Source organism: Maribacter sp. Asnod1-A12, from assembly GCF_045063735.1.
GTDB lineage: Bacteria > Bacteroidota > Bacteroidia > Flavobacteriales > Flavobacteriaceae > Maribacter.
On the sequence record NZ_JBEFNZ010000006.1, the window covers coordinates 3,261,232 to 3,276,264 of the forward strand.

Genomic DNA, 15,033 nt, shown 5'->3' on the forward strand with positions numbered 1-15,033 from the left:
AAGCATATGAAAACAATGATATTACGTAGAACTAGTTACGTTCTTGCTCTTGCCTTGGTAATGAGCTGTAGCACTATAAAAAATGCAAATAAAACACAAAAAGGAGCCGCAATAGGTGCTACTGGTGGGGCTGTTATCGGTGGTGTTTTAGGAAACAATGTTGGTAGTGGTAACAATACAGCTTTAGGTGCAATTTTAGGAGCAGCTATTGGTGGTGCCGCTGGTGGTTATATTGGTAATAGAATGGACCGTCAAGCAGAACGTATTGAAGAAGAAATTCCTGGTGCAGAAGTAAAACGTGTGGGTGAAGGTATTAACGTTACCTTTAATGAAGATGCCGGTGTGTATTTTGATACCAACAAAAGTAATGTGCAAGGTACATCTGCAGTAACTTTAGATAAATTGGTTAGTATATTTAAGGAATATCCTCAATCTAATATTTTAGTTGAAGGCCATACCGATAGTGCCGGTGCAGATGAGTATAATTTAAACTTGTCTAAGCAAAGAGCAGAATCTGTAACTAACTATTTAATCAGTCAAGGTATAGATGCTAGTCGTTTTGATACTAAATGGTATGGTGAAACACAACCAGTAGGTGATAATACTACTACAGCCGGTAAAGCAAAGAACAGACGTGTTGAGTTGGCTATTGTTGCTAGTGAGTCTTTAAAACAAGAAGCACAAACACAAACCAACTAATAGCTATAAATTTTAGTATTGAGTTAAAATTAAAGCCCTGCATTTGCAGGGCTTTTTTGTTTTTGGTGTAACTTCCATGCAGTGAAAGAGCATGGCATACTAATTATTGGAGGTGGATTGGCAGGGTTGACTGCTGCTATTCATTTGGCTTTGGAAGGATTGGATGTCGCTGTGATTGAAATGCAACAATATCCACATCATAAGGTTTGCGGTGAATATGTATCTAAAGAAATTGACCCGTATTTAAAACGATTAGGTGTAGATCTAAAGGCTAAAGGGGCTAAAGATATTTCACAGTTTCAAATAAGTACTGTAGACGGATATATCGCTGAGACGGATTTACCCTTGGGCGGATTTGGTATAAGTAGATATGCGCTTGATCAGTTGTTGTACATAAGAGGACAGGAACTTGGCGTACAGTTTTATTTTGAAAAAGTGATTGAAACAGTTTTCAAAGAAGACGTTTTTACAATCAAAACTAAGTCCGGATGCTATTCTTCTAAAATAGCCATAGGTGCCTATGGTAAACGTTCTGTTATTGATAAAACTTTAAATAGAGACTTCAGTAAGAAAAAGCAATCTTGGTTAGCGGTTAAGGCACATTATGAACTTGAAGATTTTCAGGAAGATGTAGTGGCTTTACACAATTTTAATGGTGGTTATGGCGGACTCTCAAAAACGGAATCCGGAGTGGTCAATTTTTGTTATCTAGTTAATTATGAAAGTTTTAAAGAATACAAGGATATTCAAAGTTTCAATACCGCTGTGGTTGCGGAAAACCCATATTTACAAGAATTTCTGACAAATGCAGTTCCTGTTTTTGAGAAACATATGACCATTGCTCAAATAGCATTTGATGAAAAAGATAATGTGGTAGATCACATGCTAATGTGTGGCGATACTGCTGGACTTATACATCCACTTTGTGGTAATGGTATGGCAATGGCTATTCATAGTGCAAAAATAGCTTCAGAGTTAATTTTAAAATATGTTATCGAATCTGATTATAATCGCAATGATTTGGAAATGGATTATAAAAAGGCTTGGTCAAAAGCTTTAGGTAAGCGTTTGTGGTTCGGTAGAAAATTACAGAGCATTTTAATGAATAAAAGATTAGTTTCCATGGGAATTAAATCCGTTGGAAAATCAAAATCATTATTGAAATTTATTATATCTAAAACCCATGGAGAACTAATATCATAATGGTAGATTTTACGCAAAGAAGTAGTGAAGTGGAGATTATGGATACCTTTTCAGGTACCACTGATGAGTTGGAAACGATACTACAAGACATTAATAGGGTAAATAGGTTGCTTGGGGGCTATGGTATTACCTTAGATGCTGTTTTTGAATTACTTGAAAAAGAAAACAAAGAATCGTATACGATTTTAGATATGGGTTGTGCGGAAGGAACTATGCTTAGAAAGCTAGCTGAAGAAGCAAGAAAGCGGAATGTGAGCCTTAAGTTGATTGGTGTAGATTTTAATGAACAGGGTTTACAATTAGCAAAGCAATATTCGGCTGATTACCCTGAGATTAGTTACATGAATACCGACATCTTAAGTGCTGATTTTTCTGGATGGGATGTTGATGTGGTAATGACGACTTTGACCTTGCATCATTTTTCGGATGAAGGCGTAATTAAGTTTGTGAATCGGTTTGTAAATATCGCAAAATTAGGGGTGGTCATAAATGATTTAGAGCGTAGTCCTATTGCCTATTATTTATTTAAGGCATTCAGTTTCTTTTTCATTAAAACGAAGATTGCAAAGAAAGACGGACTGTTATCCATCCGTAGGGCATTTAAAAAAAAGGAATTACAGCATTTTGCTACCCAGGTTATCAATGCATCTCATATCATTAAATGGAAATGGGCTTTTAGATATGTGTGGATTTTAAAAAAGAAATAGGTAGATTGAAGATTAAGAATAACTATGAATCATACAAGAATTGTTAGTGTTACCAAAGAACTGCCACCGTATTCTAGAGATACCAAGGATATTATTCCACTTGTAGATTTCTGGCTAAGCGGACAAGAGGAGCGTTTTTCTAGAAAGGTCGTAAAGATTTTTGAGGGTGCTGCTGTAGATAAGCGGTATTCTATTATGCCACCTGAAGACGTATTCGTAACGACTTCTTTTGAAGATAAAAACAAAATTTACAGTAAGGAAGCTAAGCGCATGGGTGCCAATGTACTCAGGAACGCATTAAAGAAAAGTGATTGGGATGCTTCTTCCATTGATTATATTATTACGGTCAGTTGTACGGGTATTATGATTCCGTCCTTGGATGCCTATTTAATAAACGAATTGGGAATGCGGCAAGATGTGGTAAGGCTTCCTGTAACAGAAATGGGTTGCGCAGCTGGAGTATCGGGACTTATTTATGCTCATAACTTCTTAAAATCAAATCCTGGTAAGCGAATCGCATTGGTTTCTGTTGAGAGTCCCACAGCAACATTTCAGTTACAGGACTATTCAATGGCAAATATGGTAAGTGCCGCTATTTTTGGAGACGGTGCAGCTTGTGTGTTGTTGTCATCCGAAGAAGATGCTGTAGGTCCTAAGATAATAGGAGAAGAAATGTATCATTTTAAGGATGCTACACAAATGATGGGGTTTGATTTAACCAATCATGGATTAAAGATGATTCTTGATCCGGCTGTACCAGAAACCATTTCTAATCACTTTGGTGATATTGTACATCCGTTTTTAGAAAAGTATGGAAGTGATATCAAAAAAGTGGACCATTTAATTTTTCATCCCGGAGGAAAGAAAATAGTACAAACGGTAGAATCGCTATTTGGTGCTCTAGGTAAAAATATTGATGATACCCGTGAGGTATTACGTCTTTATGGTAATATGAGCAGTGCTACTGTTTTATACGTCTTAGAGCGTTTTTTAGAAAAAGATATAGCAACAGGTGAGCAGGGATTGATATTGAGTTTTGGTCCCGGTTTCTCGGCACAACGGGTATTGATAGAATGGTAGTATAATCAAAGAGCAATTATGAAAAATACCTATTGGGCTTTAATATTAGGAGGAAGTAGTGGACTTGGTCTAGCTACGGCAATGAAATTGGCAAGTCATGGCTATCATATTATAATCATGCATCGTGATCGCCGTGCGGTAATGGATGAGATAGAAAAAGATTTTGATGAAATTCGCTCCTACGGTAATGAGTTGATAGCAATGAACGTAGATGTATTGAATGCCGATAAACGCGCAGGTATCATTTCAGATATGCAGCAACAGTTACCGGAAGGGCATCAGATAAAAGTGATGATACATAGCGTTGCAAAAGGAACGTTGAAGCCCATGTATTCAGAAAATAGACCAACTTTGGTCGATACCGATTTTAGGATAACTTTTGATGCTATGGCGTTGAGTTTGTACGATTGGACCAAAGCACTGGCAATGGCTGGTTTGTTTGCTGATGATGCTCGCATTATATCATTTACAAGTGAGGGGAATACAAAAGCATTACCAAATTATAGTGCAGTTTCAGTGGCTAAAGTAGCCTTAGAGGCGTTGACCAGAAGTATTGCTTTGGAGTTTGCGCCAATGGGTATAAAGGCAAACTGCATACAAGCAGGTATTACCATGACAAAGTCTTTATCTATGATTCCCGGATACGAGAGAATAAAAGAAAATGCATTAAAAAGAAATCCTCAGAACAGACTAACTATGCCCGAAGACGTTGCAAATGCAGTGTATTTGTTGACTATGGATGAAGCAAAATGGATTACGGGAACCGTCATAAAAGTTGATGGCGGCGAAAGTTTGATGTAATTTTTATAGCTGATGAAAGAATCTTATAATTGGATATTGAATCGTTTGCCCTATACGGAACCATTTCTTTTTGTAAATGAGATTAGGCATGTAGATGCTAAAGGTGTTGAGGGTACTTATAGGTTTTCGCCCGATGCAGATTTTTATAAAGGTCATTTCAAAAACAATCCTGTTTCACCGGGAGTAATTTTGACTGAATGTTGTGCACAAATCGGTTTGGTATGTTTGGGTATGTATCTATTAGGGAAAGAGTCTGAAATAGGGAATATGGCTATAGGTATGAGCAGCTCACAAATGGAATTTTTGCAACCTGTTTTTCCTGGAGAACGTGTTAGGGTGGTTTCGGAGTTGGTCTACTTTAGATTTCAGAAAATAAAATGTGAAGTAAAAATGTATAATGAAGACGATAAACTGGTCTGTAAAGGAGTTTTAGCAGGCATGATAGGTACAGCAAATGAATAGACGCGTTGTAATTACGGGGTTGGGAGTATGTGCACCAAACGGTGTGGGACTTACTGATTTTACAAATGCTTTGCTAGATGGTAAAAGCGGATTACGGCATCAACCAAATTTAGAGAAGCTTGGTTTTGGTTGTCAAGTAGCGGGAGAACCTTTGGTAAAAGATAAGCTCATTGATAATTACTTTACGCCTTTAGAGCGCAGAGGGCTGAATGCAACAGGAATCGTGTACGGTGTAATCGCTGGAATGGATGCTTGGAAAGATGCCGGTTTAGAGAAAAATACAACAGATGAGCCAAGTTGGGACCGCGGAATCATTTTTGGTACCGGTATTTTAGGGGTAGATAAATTTAGGGAAGCCATTCATTTAATTGATGAGGGCAATGTCCGTAGACTTGGAAGTACTTCGGTAATACAGACTATGGCAAGCGGTATAAGTGCCTATTTAGGTGGTTTATTAGGTTGCGGAAATCAAGTTACCACAAACTCCGCAGCATGTACCACGGGTACCGAGGGTATACTAATGGCTTATGACCGAATTAGTCAAGGGAAAGCCGAAATTATCTTGACAGGTAGTTGTAGTGATAGTGGACCGTATGTATGGGGTGGTTTTGATGCTATGCGTATTCTGCCTAGAGGCTATAATGATAACCCTACAAAAGCAAGTAGGCCCATGAGTGCAACAGCTGGCGGATTTATACCTGGTAGTGGAGCAGGAGCATTGGTATTAGAGTCCTTGGAAAGCGCAGAAAAGCGCGGTGCCCATATATATGCAGAAGTATTGGGAGGAGAAATCAATAGTGGCGGACAAATTGGGCAAGGGTCCATGACTGCACCAAATAGTGTGGCGGTGCAACGTTGTATTAGAAATGCCATAATCCATTCAGGAATTGAAGCATCTGATATAGATGTTATTAACGGCCATTTGACCGCAACATCTAAAGACGTACTAGAAATAGAAAATTGGAGTAAAGCGTTAGGCAGAGAGCATGAAGATTTTCCGTACATCAATTCATTTAAAGGTTCTGTGGGTCATTGTTTGGCTGCAGCTGGTAGTATTGAAAGTGTTGCTTCCATATTACAGTTTAAAGAGCAGGTTGTATTTAAGAATGTGAACTGTGAAGATATTCATCCGGAGATTTCAAAGTTGATATCGGAATCTTGTATCCCAAGGGAAACAAAAAAACATGCCCCTAATGTAATTGCAAAAGCAAGTTTCGGATTCGGGGATGTAAATGCTTGTGTTATATTTAAAGCATTTACCAAAGAATAATAAAAACTATAATTATACCAAATAGTATTTTTAATTGAACTTATATATGCTTAAAGAAGAAAAATACCAAAAACTGAAAGAGATTATTAAAATCTATCTTCCCGAAGACGTGGCGGTTACTGATATTGAACAGGAAAGTCACTTCATGAACGATTTAAACATTAACTCTGCAAATCTTGTCGATATTGTGCTCGATGTAGAAGATGCTTTCGACATCCGTCTAGAAAATGAAGACATGGAAAAAATGCAAACAGTAAATGATGCCATGGTCATTATCGATGCCAAGCTAGCGGAGAAATAAGACTTGTTATCTCTATAATGTAAATCTATTCTTTGTCCTTAATAAGTACTGACGCTAGTATTCCTGCAACTAATGAAATTGAGATTACGGTCAATGAAACCCATTCAGGTAAATGAATATAATGGGAGAACAACATCTTCAATCCTACAAAAGCAAGAATTACTACCAAGCTATAATTGATATACTTAAATTTCTCTAACATTCTAGAAATTAGAAAGTACATAGAACGCAAACCTAAAATAGCTAAGATATTCGAAGTAAATACGATAAATGGATCAGCTGTAATTGCTAGAATCGCAGGTATGCTATCTAAAGCGAAAAGAATATCGGTAAGCTCAATAACAATAAGTGCTACAAATAGGGGGGTAGCAGCATTAATTCCCATTCTTTTTACAAAGAAATCATGACCGTGCATGGTGGAGGTTACTGGGTAAATCTTTTTTATCTGTTTAAATACGAAAGAGTTCTTTGGGTCAAAGTTCTCATCATCGCCTTTCAGCATATTGAATGCCGTGTATAGCAAGAATACTCCAAATACATATATAATCCATTCAAATTTAGTAATCAAGGCAACCCCGAAAAATATCATTAATGCTCTAAATACAATCGCCCCAAGAATACCCCAAAACAAAACACGGTGTTGGTATAAAGGTGGAATCTTAAAAGAAGAGAATATCACCGCAATAACAAAAACGTTGTCTACACTTAAAGAAAGTTCAATGAGATAGCCCGTAATATATTTTAATACGGCATCATTAGGGGTCAACCCGGTTGGGTTGGCAATAATTTCTGAATTAAATAACCAATAGATAACTCCACTAAAAGCAAATGCAACAGTTACAAAAATAGCAGTCCAGATTCCGGCTTCTTTAGATTTAATTACATGTTCATCTTTATGAAAAACACCTAAATCTAAAGCAAGGAATATAAGAACGAAGGAAATAAATACGATCCAGACTATCATAGAGAAATTTTGAAGCTGCAAAGGTATTAAAATTTGAATTGAAGTGTCTTAATTCTTCCAAATGTTCAAGATAAATAAGGTTGTAAAATTGGTGTAGATTTTACACTACAGTTATTGTGTTAACGTTGCAAGTTAAAGTCGCAGAAAAAAGAAAGTGAATATGCTTGTTTTATTGTACAATATCATGTTACTACATAATTAGAAAAAGAAAATATTTCTATACGTTTTTACAACTTATTGAAAATCAGAATATTTTAAAGGAGTGCCTTTTGATTTATTTGGCTTAATGGATAAAGAACCCTTTTTTTATCGATGAAGAACACATTTATTTCGGAATCGATATTTTTTCAGAATTTTTACCTTAATTTTAGAGTAGAACAATGTATGTAAATGAAAAGAATAACCATTTTATGTGTTGTTTTGTTGTGCTTTTATCTGAGCTCTAACATCACATACGCACAAGATTCTCTACAGACAGATGCTAGGGAAAAAAAGCGATTATTATTAAATCAATTTGAATCGGATATGGTACTTACCGCTTCTGAACGTGTAGCTTTAAAGCAGAGTCGTTTAGCGCATCAGCACAAAACAAAAAGTATTTTAGATACTCTTGATATTTCTGAGGCAAGACGGAATAGATTATTACAAGAGTTAAAGCGAAATCCTTTCTCAGAAAAAATTAAGGAGGTTATTGCTAACCATACAAAGTCAAAAGATACTATAGAACAATAAAAAAATGCAGTCTAATGAGACTGCATTTTTGCTTTTCTTTTTTCTAATTGTCTTTGTAAATCTTCTATTGATGAAGCGATAGCTGCTTCAAAACTACTTGACGAAGATTGAGCAAATAGACGAGGTCCTGGTGCACTTAAACGTATATTACATACCATACCAGAATCTGGGGAAGAGGTATTCTCTTTTTTAAAGAAAACATCGGACCTAACTATAAAATCAAATTTATCCAATAATTTTTCTAATTTCTGTGCGGCCATAATCTCTAATCTATTACTGGCTTTAACGTCGTCGTATTCAAAATTAATATTCATAGGCTAAAAGTTTAGTTTAAGGTACTCATTTCATTCAATCATTACAATTAAAAAAATCTTAATAATTTTCATGATATGGGTTAAGATTAGCTAATCCTTTTGTTTCTATAACATTAGCAAAATCGGTGCTAAATTAAAAATAAGTTAAACTTGTACAAACATAGTTTAAAAATGAATTGCTTATATTAAATTGAAGTAAAATTCCCACAAATTTACTTTTAAATCTATTCCTATGGAAAATGAACAGGATAAAACGATGTGTTTAGGTAAATTAGAGCGATGCTATAATACTATTCAACAGTTTAAAACAAGGGTAGATTCTTATATGTATGAACCTACCACTATTACACTTTTTGAAACTAAATCATATCTAAAAAATAAAATCACTAAGCTTTCAGAGTCTAATAAAAAGCTTTTAGAATTTATGAAGGCTACAAAAGATTTATTACCTGAGCAATATAAATTAGTTGATTATCATATTCGTGAAACTTTCGAGTTAGAGTTTGATTTTATGGAGTATACTACAAAATTCAGACAATCCGTTTAAATGCCGATTTTCTAGTTTATTGGTTAAAATGTATTTTATTTACCATTAAGTGTTGTGTTTAAAAGAAATTTTAAAAAAATGTCACTAATTTAGACGTAGAACACTTATAATATTGATATGAAAATCTTTATGAGGCTTGCTATAGGCTGTGCATTCCTATTTACGGGTATGTTATATTCCCAAAAAAACGATTCTACATCCTTAAAACCAAATACAGAAGATGAAGGTCCGGTAATGTTTCATTTTGAACCAAATTACGAAACGACGGCAATGCTGCAAAGAGAAGCTTTAAAGCAAAAAATTAAAGCTTTGGATACTTTGAATATTTCAGATAGAAAACGTCAGCGTTTAATTAAGGCATTATACAAAGAATCTCGGACAATTAATTTTAAAAAGTCAGTTTTGGTAAATACCGAATTTGAAGAAGAAGCGTATGAAAATTAAACTTCGTTTTTTGGTATAGATTTCATAGCCTATTAGAGGTATAAAATATCATCTATGAGAACATCAATATTTTGCACATTCGTATTTAGTGCTATATTAGGCTGCTCATCGTCAAAAAATATAATCAGTGAATCACATGCTATTCATGGTTTAATGTCATCTGATCAAATTGTATTTATTGCAAAGTCTGCTAACCCAACGGTTACTCAAAATTTAAATGCAGTTGCAAATAGTGGTTTGATAGCCCCTGGTAGTAGCATTTCTCGTATCGATTTAACGGGTACAGGTAATTATTTAAAGATATTTGGAGATAGTGTTTCTGCAAATTTATCCTATTATGGCGAACGTCAGTTTGGTGGGGGTTATGGTTCAGCTACAGGAATTGAGTTCAAAGGTTTGCCAGAAAACTACAAGCAAGAGTTCAGCACGGATAAACAAAAATATACAATTAATTTTCAAATAACAGATAAGTCCGATAGGTATACCGTATATATGGATATTTTTCCTGATCAGTCGGGTAGTGTCTTTGTAACCATGGTAAATAGAAATGCAATACAGTTCAATGGGCACATCAAACCTTTGCAAGTTGAGGAGTAGTTAAATATTTCAATGATCTATAATTACATAGCTTGCAACCGGTTATGTAATGTTTTTTAGCAGTTTTATGTTAAGAAGAGCCCAAAAACGGAAGGTTTTACTATAATCTTCGTTATTCCCTATTAAGAACAATACCTTTGCACCTCAATTAAGTTAAATAGTAGAATTTAATAGTATGAGTAAAGTAAAAGCAGATAGTCAAGTAAAAGTACATTACACAGGTAAACTAAGTAATGGTCAAACATTTGACAGTTCAGTAGGTAGAGAGCCATTAGATGTAAAATTAGGACAAGGTAGCTTAATACCAGGTTTTGAAAAAGGATTGCTTGATATGGAGGTTAATGATAAGAAAACTATCGTTATCGCTAAAGAAGATGCATACGGTGAAAAGCAAAAAGAGCTTTTTCAAACAGTTCAAAAATCAGATTTACCAGCAGATATGGAGCCAAAAGTAGATATGGCACTTATGGCAACAAATGCAGATGGTAGCGAAAGACAATTACGTGTTGCGGAAGTAAACGATAATGATATCGTTGTAGATGCAAATCACCCATTAGCAGGTGAAGATTTAACCTTTGAATTAGAATTGGTTGAAGTTCAATAAAACGTATTGATTATTATTGAAAAAACCGCCTTGTAGGCGGTTTTTTTGTTTCTAAGCCTATAGGTTTCATAGTGCTAAATAGTATATTTGAATATGCATTTAAGAACACTGATATTCCTTACTACCGCGATTGTGATTATAGGTTGTAAAGAGAAAAAAACCACGAAACCCCAACCTGAAAAAAAGGAAACCGTTTCAGAAAAAGTGGCTACTTCTACTTATGAAGATGTAGAGGGTAACCCTATAGAATTAAGCGATTACAAGGGAAAGCGCGTATTATTAAATTATTGGGCAACCTGGTGTAGACCATGTATAGAAGAAATGCCGGATATGGAGAAAGCCCAAACCATTTTAGCTAATGAAAATTATGTTTTTCTATTTGCATCTGATCAGTCCATGGAAAAGATCGTTAAGTTTAAAGAGGCACGTGGATTTCAGTTAGAATTTATAAAATTTAATGGTGTGTATGCAGAAGAAAATGTAAGTGCGCTTCCGGCAACATTTATATATAATGAGGCAGGAGAGAAGGTATTGCGTTTTGATGGCGGATTGAAATGGGATAGTCCAGAAATGATTGAAAAACTTAGAGCAGTACAGTAATGCGATTAAATAGTAGTTCCGTAGTTCTTTTTGTAGTAGCTAGCTTGCTTATGGGTTGCAAGGAAGAATCAAAAACACCAAAGGCAGAAGTGCCAGTAGCTGTGGTGCAAGAAATAAAATCTCCCGCTGCAGCATCAAGTGCATTACCACACCTAATGTCCAATAAAGATGTAGCACTGCTTTCATGGGTAGAAACTTCCAATGATACTATTTCTACCATGCGATTTTCAGAATTGATTGATGGCGAGTGGCAAGAAGCACAAAATGTACTGAGTGGTACAGATTGGTTCGTAAATTGGGCAGATTACCCTATGATTACCGAAAACAATGGTAGTTTATGGTCTCATATATTAAAAAAATCTACTGAAGGCACCTATTCATATGTTATAAAGATAAACGTGAAGCCTAAAGGTGCAACTGTTTGGAAAACAGACATGCCTTTACATACAGATGGTACACCTACGGAGCATGGTTTTGTAAGTATAGTGCCATATAACAATAACTTTTTTGTGAATTGGCTAGATGGTAGAAATACCGAAGAAAATGAAGTAGGGGAGCGAGGAGCAATGACACTTAGAGCAGGTGTCGTTTCTGTAACGGGAGAACTATTGCAGGAATATGAGTTGGATGCACGAACCTGCGATTGCTGCCAGACAACTTCCGCAATAACCGATAATGGTCCTGTTGTAATCTATAGAGATCGCTCAGATAATGAAATTCGAGATATTAGTATTGTTCGTCAAGTGGAAGGGGAGTGGAGTGCACCCAAGGTAATTCATGAAGATGATTGGCAGATAAAAGGCTGCCCGGTCAACGGACCTAAAGTAGATGCACTTGGTAATAGTTTGGTAGTAGCTTGGTTTACCGGAGCATCAAAAAAACAAAAAGTACAAATCGCTTTTTCTTCGGATGGTGGCGCGGAATTTACAAAACCGATTATAGTTGCGGAAGGCGCTATTATGGGTCGGGTAGATGTGTTATGGATGGATGAAGATCAAGCTGTTGTAAGTTGGATGGAAGCCAGTGACAAAACCGCATTATTCAAAGCTATGATTGTACATAAAGATGGCACAACTTCCAAGAAACAATTAATTACTGAAATGGCAGATTCCCGTAAATCCGGATTTCCTCAAATGGAAATAGTGGAAGAAACCCTCTATTTTGCGTGGACAGAGCAAGTGGGCTCAGTTACACAAGTACGTACAGCAAAGATGTCTATTGATGCGTTTTCGTTTAATTAACCGAAATCAATTCGATATCAAAAACTAATACAGAACCACCAGGTATACCATTAAAATCAAAACTACCATAAGCTAAGTGAGAAGGAATAAGTAATACGCCATTACCGCCTTCATTGAAAAGGGGAATACCTTCTGTCCACCCGGCGATTACTTGATCAAGGCCAATTGATAATCCGTCAGTACTTTGATCAAAAACAGTACCATCTAAAAAATATCCTCTGTACGCAACCGTAACATTTGATGTGGCAGATGGTTGCGCTCCGTCACCTTGATTTTCAATAATATAATGCAAGCCAGATGACGTGATTTGCGATTCTAGTTCGTTTGCAACTAAATATGCATTGATTTCTTCTTCATTAATAGCGGTATAATCAATAGGTTCAACAACCGTAGGCGTTTTATCATCTGATGACAAGCATGAAACCATAGTGGTCGCAAGAATAAATAGAACTAGATATTTCATTATATAAATTTTTGAGGGAAGATAGTGCTTGAAGTAATACTGTTGATACATCTTAAGAAGCATTTAACCATTAAGATGTTATGTAGTAAATAAACTAGGCAATGAATGTGTTTACAGAAAACCGAACACTACAATTCTTATACAGATATTTTTGAAATTTAATGGCGTGAGATTGCGATTCAAAAATAACGGCTTCTGTAATGCTGTTCGCTAAAACAAGATGCCCAATAAGGTATTCTACGTAGTAGGTGTTGTTTTCAGAAAGTAGAACAAAATTTGGTTTGGTCGTCACGTTTATTATTTTACGATACTAAAATAAAGTATTTATTTAATTGATCCTAATTTTTTTTAAATTCCTTGACAAAAGGCTATTCCATAAGGGTTCTAACCTTAAGTTTTCTATGTTGACCGTTGTATAAGTTACCACATCTGAAGGTCATACTAAAAAGTAAAATTAAATTAGATTATTAATTTTGGCATCATAGTTGCTTCTATTCTAGTAATTATTAATATCAAATTATACTACATTTATGAGTACAGGAACAGTTAAATTCTTCAATGATGAAAAAGGCTACGGCTTTATTACAGAAGAAGGTTCAACGAACGATCATTTCGTTCACATTTCAGGATTAGTTGACGAGATTCGCGAAGGCGATGAAGTAGAATTCGAACTAACCCAAGGAAAAAAAGGTTTAAACGCAGTTAACGTTAGAGTTATAGAATAAACTTTAAAAAGTCCGTCAGCAATGACGGACTTTTTATTTGGTACACAACCCAAATGCGGTGCTAGGCAGCCGTTTCCATTAAATGTCTACTATCTTTATAGATATCTCAAGGTAAGTGCAATCTTGTAACGCCTTGTTAACCACAAGTAATACCATTATTAACTATATATATTATAAACACAATGTTAGATCAATTAAAGCAAATGGCAATTGAAAAATTGCAAGAAACAATGAGCGCAAATTCTTTAAATTCTGAAACAACTAGCGGAGCTGCAGAAGAAGGTGCTTCTTCTCTTATTAACTTACTTATGGAAAAAGTAAGCTCTGGAGATTTAAGCGCGGTAACTAGCCTGTTCTCAAATGATGGAAATGCAACTGAAGACAGTGGTATCGTTCAAAATTTGAAAGGCAAACTAGCTGAAATTCTGGAAAATAAAGGGATGAATACTGAAGAGGCACAGGCAGAGGCAAGTAATGTTGCACCAAATTTGGTAAATAGCCTTAAAGAAAAGTTTTTATCAAATGAAGCTTCAGATTCCGCTTTTAGTTTAGAAAGTCTTAGTGGATTAGTTGGCGGTGATGCCGGTAGTATACTTAACAAGGCTAAGGGTCTATTCTAATAGAAGCTAGTTTTTTAAATATAGAACCGTTCATTAATGAGCGGTTTTTTTTATTTTAAAATCTTAAGACAAGTTTAGCTTTTATGAATACAATCATTTCAATTATGGACCGTTTTATATAAAAACAAATTGGTTTATGAAGGTTTCAAAAAGAAATAAAAATGTAGTGGTGCTGACCGAGTTAGAACATAAAAGAAAGTCGGTAACACAATTACTTTTGAAATTGGAATCTTATTTGTTTGAACCGCAAACCCATAGAGGTTTTGAGAAAAAAGAAAGCTTAAAAACAAGCATCAACCTTACGGCTACGAAGACAGATTCACTATTAACTATTTTAAAAATGAATAATATATCTATTATGGAAAGCATGACTGATGTAGAACGCCAAATAGAGGAATGCTACGCCCTAGAACTAGAAGTAGCAAAGTATTTTTTAAATAGATAAAAAAATCGGATTTATTATTGTAACCGTCCATTGTAGACGGTTTTTTTTTAATGTTTTTATATTTTTTTTATGCAGGAGATAAGCTGTAGGTGAGTTATACGATTTTAAATATTCTATTTTACATAATATAAATTATAGAACAAAACTAACACATTGTTACTTATAGGTGAAATCCCGTTTGTTAGCTATAATGATATTATGTAAAATATCCCTG

Annotated in this window: 22 protein-coding genes; 18 read left to right on the forward strand and 4 right to left on the reverse strand. The window is 35.2% G+C overall.

Translation table 11 applies throughout. The features are described 5' to 3' along the window. Positions 1–6 precede the first annotated feature (6 nt). The 8 genes from ACJJVP_RS14005 (at position 7) to ACJJVP_RS14040 (ending at position 6,523) form a co-directional block, all read left to right on the forward strand. Positions 7–699 (forward strand): OmpA family protein, encoded by a 693-nt coding sequence (locus ACJJVP_RS14005; RefSeq protein WP_405414472.1) that lies wholly within the window; start codon positions 7–9, stop codon positions 697–699. Positions 700–780: 81 nt separating this feature from the next. Next, positions 781–1,902 (forward strand): NAD(P)/FAD-dependent oxidoreductase, encoded by a 1,122-nt coding sequence (locus ACJJVP_RS14010; protein ID WP_405414473.1) that lies wholly within the window; start codon positions 781–783, stop codon positions 1,900–1,902. Then, positions 1,902–2,609 carry a methyltransferase domain-containing protein gene (locus ACJJVP_RS14015; protein ID WP_405414474.1) on the forward strand — a complete coding sequence of 236 codons (708 nt, stop codon included), beginning with the start codon at positions 1,902–1,904 and terminating at the stop codon, positions 2,607–2,609. The genes ACJJVP_RS14010 and ACJJVP_RS14015 overlap by 1 nt, the downstream gene beginning before the upstream one ends. Before the next feature lie 24 nt (positions 2,610–2,633). Next, entirely contained in the window at positions 2,634–3,689 is a 1,056-nt protein-coding gene (locus ACJJVP_RS14020) for a type III polyketide synthase (protein ID WP_405414476.1), read from the forward strand. Between the two features lie 18 nt (positions 3,690–3,707). Beyond that, positions 3,708–4,490: an SDR family oxidoreductase gene (locus tag ACJJVP_RS14025; protein WP_405414478.1), complete on the forward strand. Its 783-nt coding sequence runs from the start codon at positions 3,708–3,710 to the stop codon at positions 4,488–4,490. 12 nt (positions 4,491–4,502) lie between these two features. Further along, positions 4,503–4,952 (forward strand): 3-hydroxyacyl-ACP dehydratase FabZ family protein, encoded by a 450-nt coding sequence (locus tag ACJJVP_RS14030; protein WP_405414480.1) that lies wholly within the window; start codon positions 4,503–4,505, stop codon positions 4,950–4,952. Beyond that, complete coding sequence (locus tag ACJJVP_RS14035) at positions 4,945–6,222, forward strand: beta-ketoacyl-[acyl-carrier-protein] synthase family protein (RefSeq protein ID WP_405414481.1); 1,278 nt, start codon at positions 4,945–4,947, stop codon at positions 6,220–6,222. Before ACJJVP_RS14030 ends, ACJJVP_RS14035 begins: the two co-directional genes overlap by 8 nt. Before the next feature lie 46 nt (positions 6,223–6,268). Continuing rightward, positions 6,269–6,523 (forward strand): acyl carrier protein, encoded by a 255-nt coding sequence (locus ACJJVP_RS14040; protein ID WP_405416204.1) that lies wholly within the window; start codon positions 6,269–6,271, stop codon positions 6,521–6,523. A 25-nt stretch (positions 6,524–6,548) separates the two neighbouring features. Here the strand turns inward: ACJJVP_RS14040 and ACJJVP_RS14045 are convergent, their stop codons facing one another. Continuing rightward, entirely contained in the window at positions 6,549–7,487 is a 939-nt protein-coding gene (locus ACJJVP_RS14045; RefSeq protein WP_405414483.1) for a TerC family protein, read from the reverse strand. Between the two features lie 390 nt (positions 7,488–7,877). Between ACJJVP_RS14045 and ACJJVP_RS14050 the strand changes: the two genes are divergently transcribed. Further along, positions 7,878–8,219, forward strand: coding sequence for a hypothetical protein (locus ACJJVP_RS14050; RefSeq protein WP_405414484.1), 342 nt, complete (start codon positions 7,878–7,880; stop codon positions 8,217–8,219). A gap of 11 nt (positions 8,220–8,230) precedes the next feature. On the opposite strand, the gene hpf is transcribed toward ACJJVP_RS14050, so the two are convergent. Further along, entirely contained in the window at positions 8,231–8,533 is a 303-nt protein-coding gene (gene hpf / locus ACJJVP_RS14055) for a ribosome hibernation-promoting factor, HPF/YfiA family (RefSeq protein WP_405414485.1), read from the reverse strand. Between the two features lie 232 nt (positions 8,534–8,765). On the opposite strand from hpf, the gene ACJJVP_RS14060 reads away from it, so the two are divergent. The 6 genes from ACJJVP_RS14060 to ACJJVP_RS14085 all read left to right on the forward strand — a co-directional run bounded on the left by ACJJVP_RS14060 (position 8,766) and on the right by ACJJVP_RS14085 (position 12,566). Then, complete coding sequence (locus tag ACJJVP_RS14060) at positions 8,766–9,080, forward strand: hypothetical protein (protein WP_405414486.1); 315 nt, start codon at positions 8,766–8,768, stop codon at positions 9,078–9,080. A gap of 117 nt (positions 9,081–9,197) precedes the next feature. Beyond that, positions 9,198–9,524 (forward strand): hypothetical protein, encoded by a 327-nt coding sequence (locus ACJJVP_RS14065; protein WP_405414487.1) that lies wholly within the window; start codon positions 9,198–9,200, stop codon positions 9,522–9,524. A gap of 54 nt (positions 9,525–9,578) precedes the next feature. Then, positions 9,579–10,121 (forward strand): DUF4251 domain-containing protein, encoded by a 543-nt coding sequence (locus tag ACJJVP_RS14070; RefSeq protein ID WP_405414489.1) that lies wholly within the window; start codon positions 9,579–9,581, stop codon positions 10,119–10,121. A gap of 175 nt (positions 10,122–10,296) precedes the next feature. Then, the gene (locus ACJJVP_RS14075; protein ID WP_405414490.1) at positions 10,297–10,725 is read left to right on the forward strand and encodes a peptidylprolyl isomerase; all 429 of its coding nucleotides are present in this window, start codon (positions 10,297–10,299) and stop codon (positions 10,723–10,725) included. 93 nt (positions 10,726–10,818) lie between these two features. Then, on the forward strand, positions 10,819–11,325 hold the full coding sequence (locus tag ACJJVP_RS14080; protein WP_405414492.1) for a TlpA family protein disulfide reductase: 507 nt from the start codon (positions 10,819–10,821) through the stop codon (positions 11,323–11,325). Next, positions 11,325–12,566 (forward strand): hypothetical protein, encoded by a 1,242-nt coding sequence (locus ACJJVP_RS14085; RefSeq protein WP_405414493.1) that lies wholly within the window; start codon positions 11,325–11,327, stop codon positions 12,564–12,566. The genes ACJJVP_RS14080 and ACJJVP_RS14085 overlap by 1 nt, the downstream gene beginning before the upstream one ends. Here ACJJVP_RS14085 and ACJJVP_RS14090 read toward each other — a convergent pair. Together ACJJVP_RS14090 and ACJJVP_RS14095 are read right to left on the reverse strand one after the other, a co-directional pair. Next, positions 12,559–13,029, reverse strand: coding sequence for an FKBP-type peptidyl-prolyl cis-trans isomerase (locus ACJJVP_RS14090; protein ID WP_405414494.1), 471 nt, complete (start codon positions 13,027–13,029; stop codon positions 12,559–12,561). The genes ACJJVP_RS14085 and ACJJVP_RS14090 overlap by 8 nt on opposite strands. A gap of 94 nt (positions 13,030–13,123) precedes the next feature. Continuing rightward, a complete protein-coding gene (locus ACJJVP_RS14095) occupies positions 13,124–13,321 on the reverse strand; it encodes a hypothetical protein (RefSeq protein ID WP_084684675.1) in 198 nt (65 codons plus the stop codon). 238 nt (positions 13,322–13,559) lie between these two features. Between ACJJVP_RS14095 and ACJJVP_RS14100 the strand changes: the two genes are divergently transcribed. The 3 genes from ACJJVP_RS14100 (at position 13,560) to ACJJVP_RS14110 (ending at position 14,819) form a co-directional block, all read left to right on the forward strand. Then, positions 13,560–13,754 carry a cold-shock protein gene (locus ACJJVP_RS14100; protein ID WP_396634374.1) on the forward strand — a complete coding sequence of 65 codons (195 nt, stop codon included), beginning with the start codon at positions 13,560–13,562 and terminating at the stop codon, positions 13,752–13,754. A 182-nt stretch (positions 13,755–13,936) separates the two neighbouring features. Further along, positions 13,937–14,374 (forward strand): hypothetical protein, encoded by a 438-nt coding sequence (locus ACJJVP_RS14105; RefSeq protein ID WP_405414496.1) that lies wholly within the window; start codon positions 13,937–13,939, stop codon positions 14,372–14,374. A gap of 136 nt (positions 14,375–14,510) precedes the next feature. Beyond that, a complete protein-coding gene (locus ACJJVP_RS14110) occupies positions 14,511–14,819 on the forward strand; it encodes a hypothetical protein (protein ID WP_405414497.1) in 309 nt (102 codons plus the stop codon). Positions 14,820–15,033 lie beyond the last annotated feature (214 nt).

Excerpts from the sequence above, each read along its gene's own strand:
- ACJJVP_RS14005 (WP_405414472.1), top strand. The coding sequence starts at position 7 with ATGAAAACAATGATATTACGTAGAACTAGTTACGTTCTTGCTCTTGCC.
- ACJJVP_RS14015 (WP_405414474.1), top strand. The coding sequence starts at position 1,902 with ATGGTAGATTTTACGCAAAGAAGTAGTGAAGTGGAGATTATGGATACC.
- ACJJVP_RS14020 (WP_405414476.1), top strand. The coding sequence starts at position 2,634 with ATGAATCATACAAGAATTGTTAGTGTTACCAAAGAACTGCCACCGTAT.
- ACJJVP_RS14025 (WP_405414478.1), top strand. The coding sequence starts at position 3,708 with ATGAAAAATACCTATTGGGCTTTAATATTAGGAGGAAGTAGTGGACTT.
- ACJJVP_RS14030 (WP_405414480.1), top strand. The coding sequence starts at position 4,503 with ATGAAAGAATCTTATAATTGGATATTGAATCGTTTGCCCTATACGGAA.
- ACJJVP_RS14035 (WP_405414481.1), top strand. The coding sequence starts at position 4,945 with ATGAATAGACGCGTTGTAATTACGGGGTTGGGAGTATGTGCACCAAAC.
- ACJJVP_RS14040 (WP_405416204.1), top strand. The coding sequence starts at position 6,269 with ATGCTTAAAGAAGAAAAATACCAAAAACTGAAAGAGATTATTAAAATC.
- ACJJVP_RS14045 (WP_405414483.1), bottom strand. The coding sequence starts at position 7,487 with ATGATAGTCTGGATCGTATTTATTTCCTTCGTTCTTATATTCCTTGCT.
- ACJJVP_RS14050 (WP_405414484.1), top strand. The coding sequence starts at position 7,878 with ATGAAAAGAATAACCATTTTATGTGTTGTTTTGTTGTGCTTTTATCTG.
- hpf (WP_405414485.1), bottom strand. The coding sequence starts at position 8,533 with ATGAATATTAATTTTGAATACGACGACGTTAAAGCCAGTAATAGATTA.
- ACJJVP_RS14060 (WP_405414486.1), top strand. The coding sequence starts at position 8,766 with ATGGAAAATGAACAGGATAAAACGATGTGTTTAGGTAAATTAGAGCGA.
- ACJJVP_RS14065 (WP_405414487.1), top strand. The coding sequence starts at position 9,198 with ATGAAAATCTTTATGAGGCTTGCTATAGGCTGTGCATTCCTATTTACG.
- ACJJVP_RS14070 (WP_405414489.1), top strand. The coding sequence starts at position 9,579 with ATGAGAACATCAATATTTTGCACATTCGTATTTAGTGCTATATTAGGC.
- ACJJVP_RS14075 (WP_405414490.1), top strand. The coding sequence starts at position 10,297 with ATGAGTAAAGTAAAAGCAGATAGTCAAGTAAAAGTACATTACACAGGT.
- ACJJVP_RS14080 (WP_405414492.1), top strand. The coding sequence starts at position 10,819 with ATGCATTTAAGAACACTGATATTCCTTACTACCGCGATTGTGATTATA.
- ACJJVP_RS14085 (WP_405414493.1), top strand. The coding sequence starts at position 11,325 with ATGCGATTAAATAGTAGTTCCGTAGTTCTTTTTGTAGTAGCTAGCTTG.
- ACJJVP_RS14090 (WP_405414494.1), bottom strand. The coding sequence starts at position 13,029 with ATGAAATATCTAGTTCTATTTATTCTTGCGACCACTATGGTTTCATGC.
- ACJJVP_RS14100 (WP_396634374.1), top strand. The coding sequence starts at position 13,560 with ATGAGTACAGGAACAGTTAAATTCTTCAATGATGAAAAAGGCTACGGC.
- ACJJVP_RS14105 (WP_405414496.1), top strand. The coding sequence starts at position 13,937 with ATGTTAGATCAATTAAAGCAAATGGCAATTGAAAAATTGCAAGAAACA.
- ACJJVP_RS14110 (WP_405414497.1), top strand. The coding sequence starts at position 14,511 with ATGAAGGTTTCAAAAAGAAATAAAAATGTAGTGGTGCTGACCGAGTTA.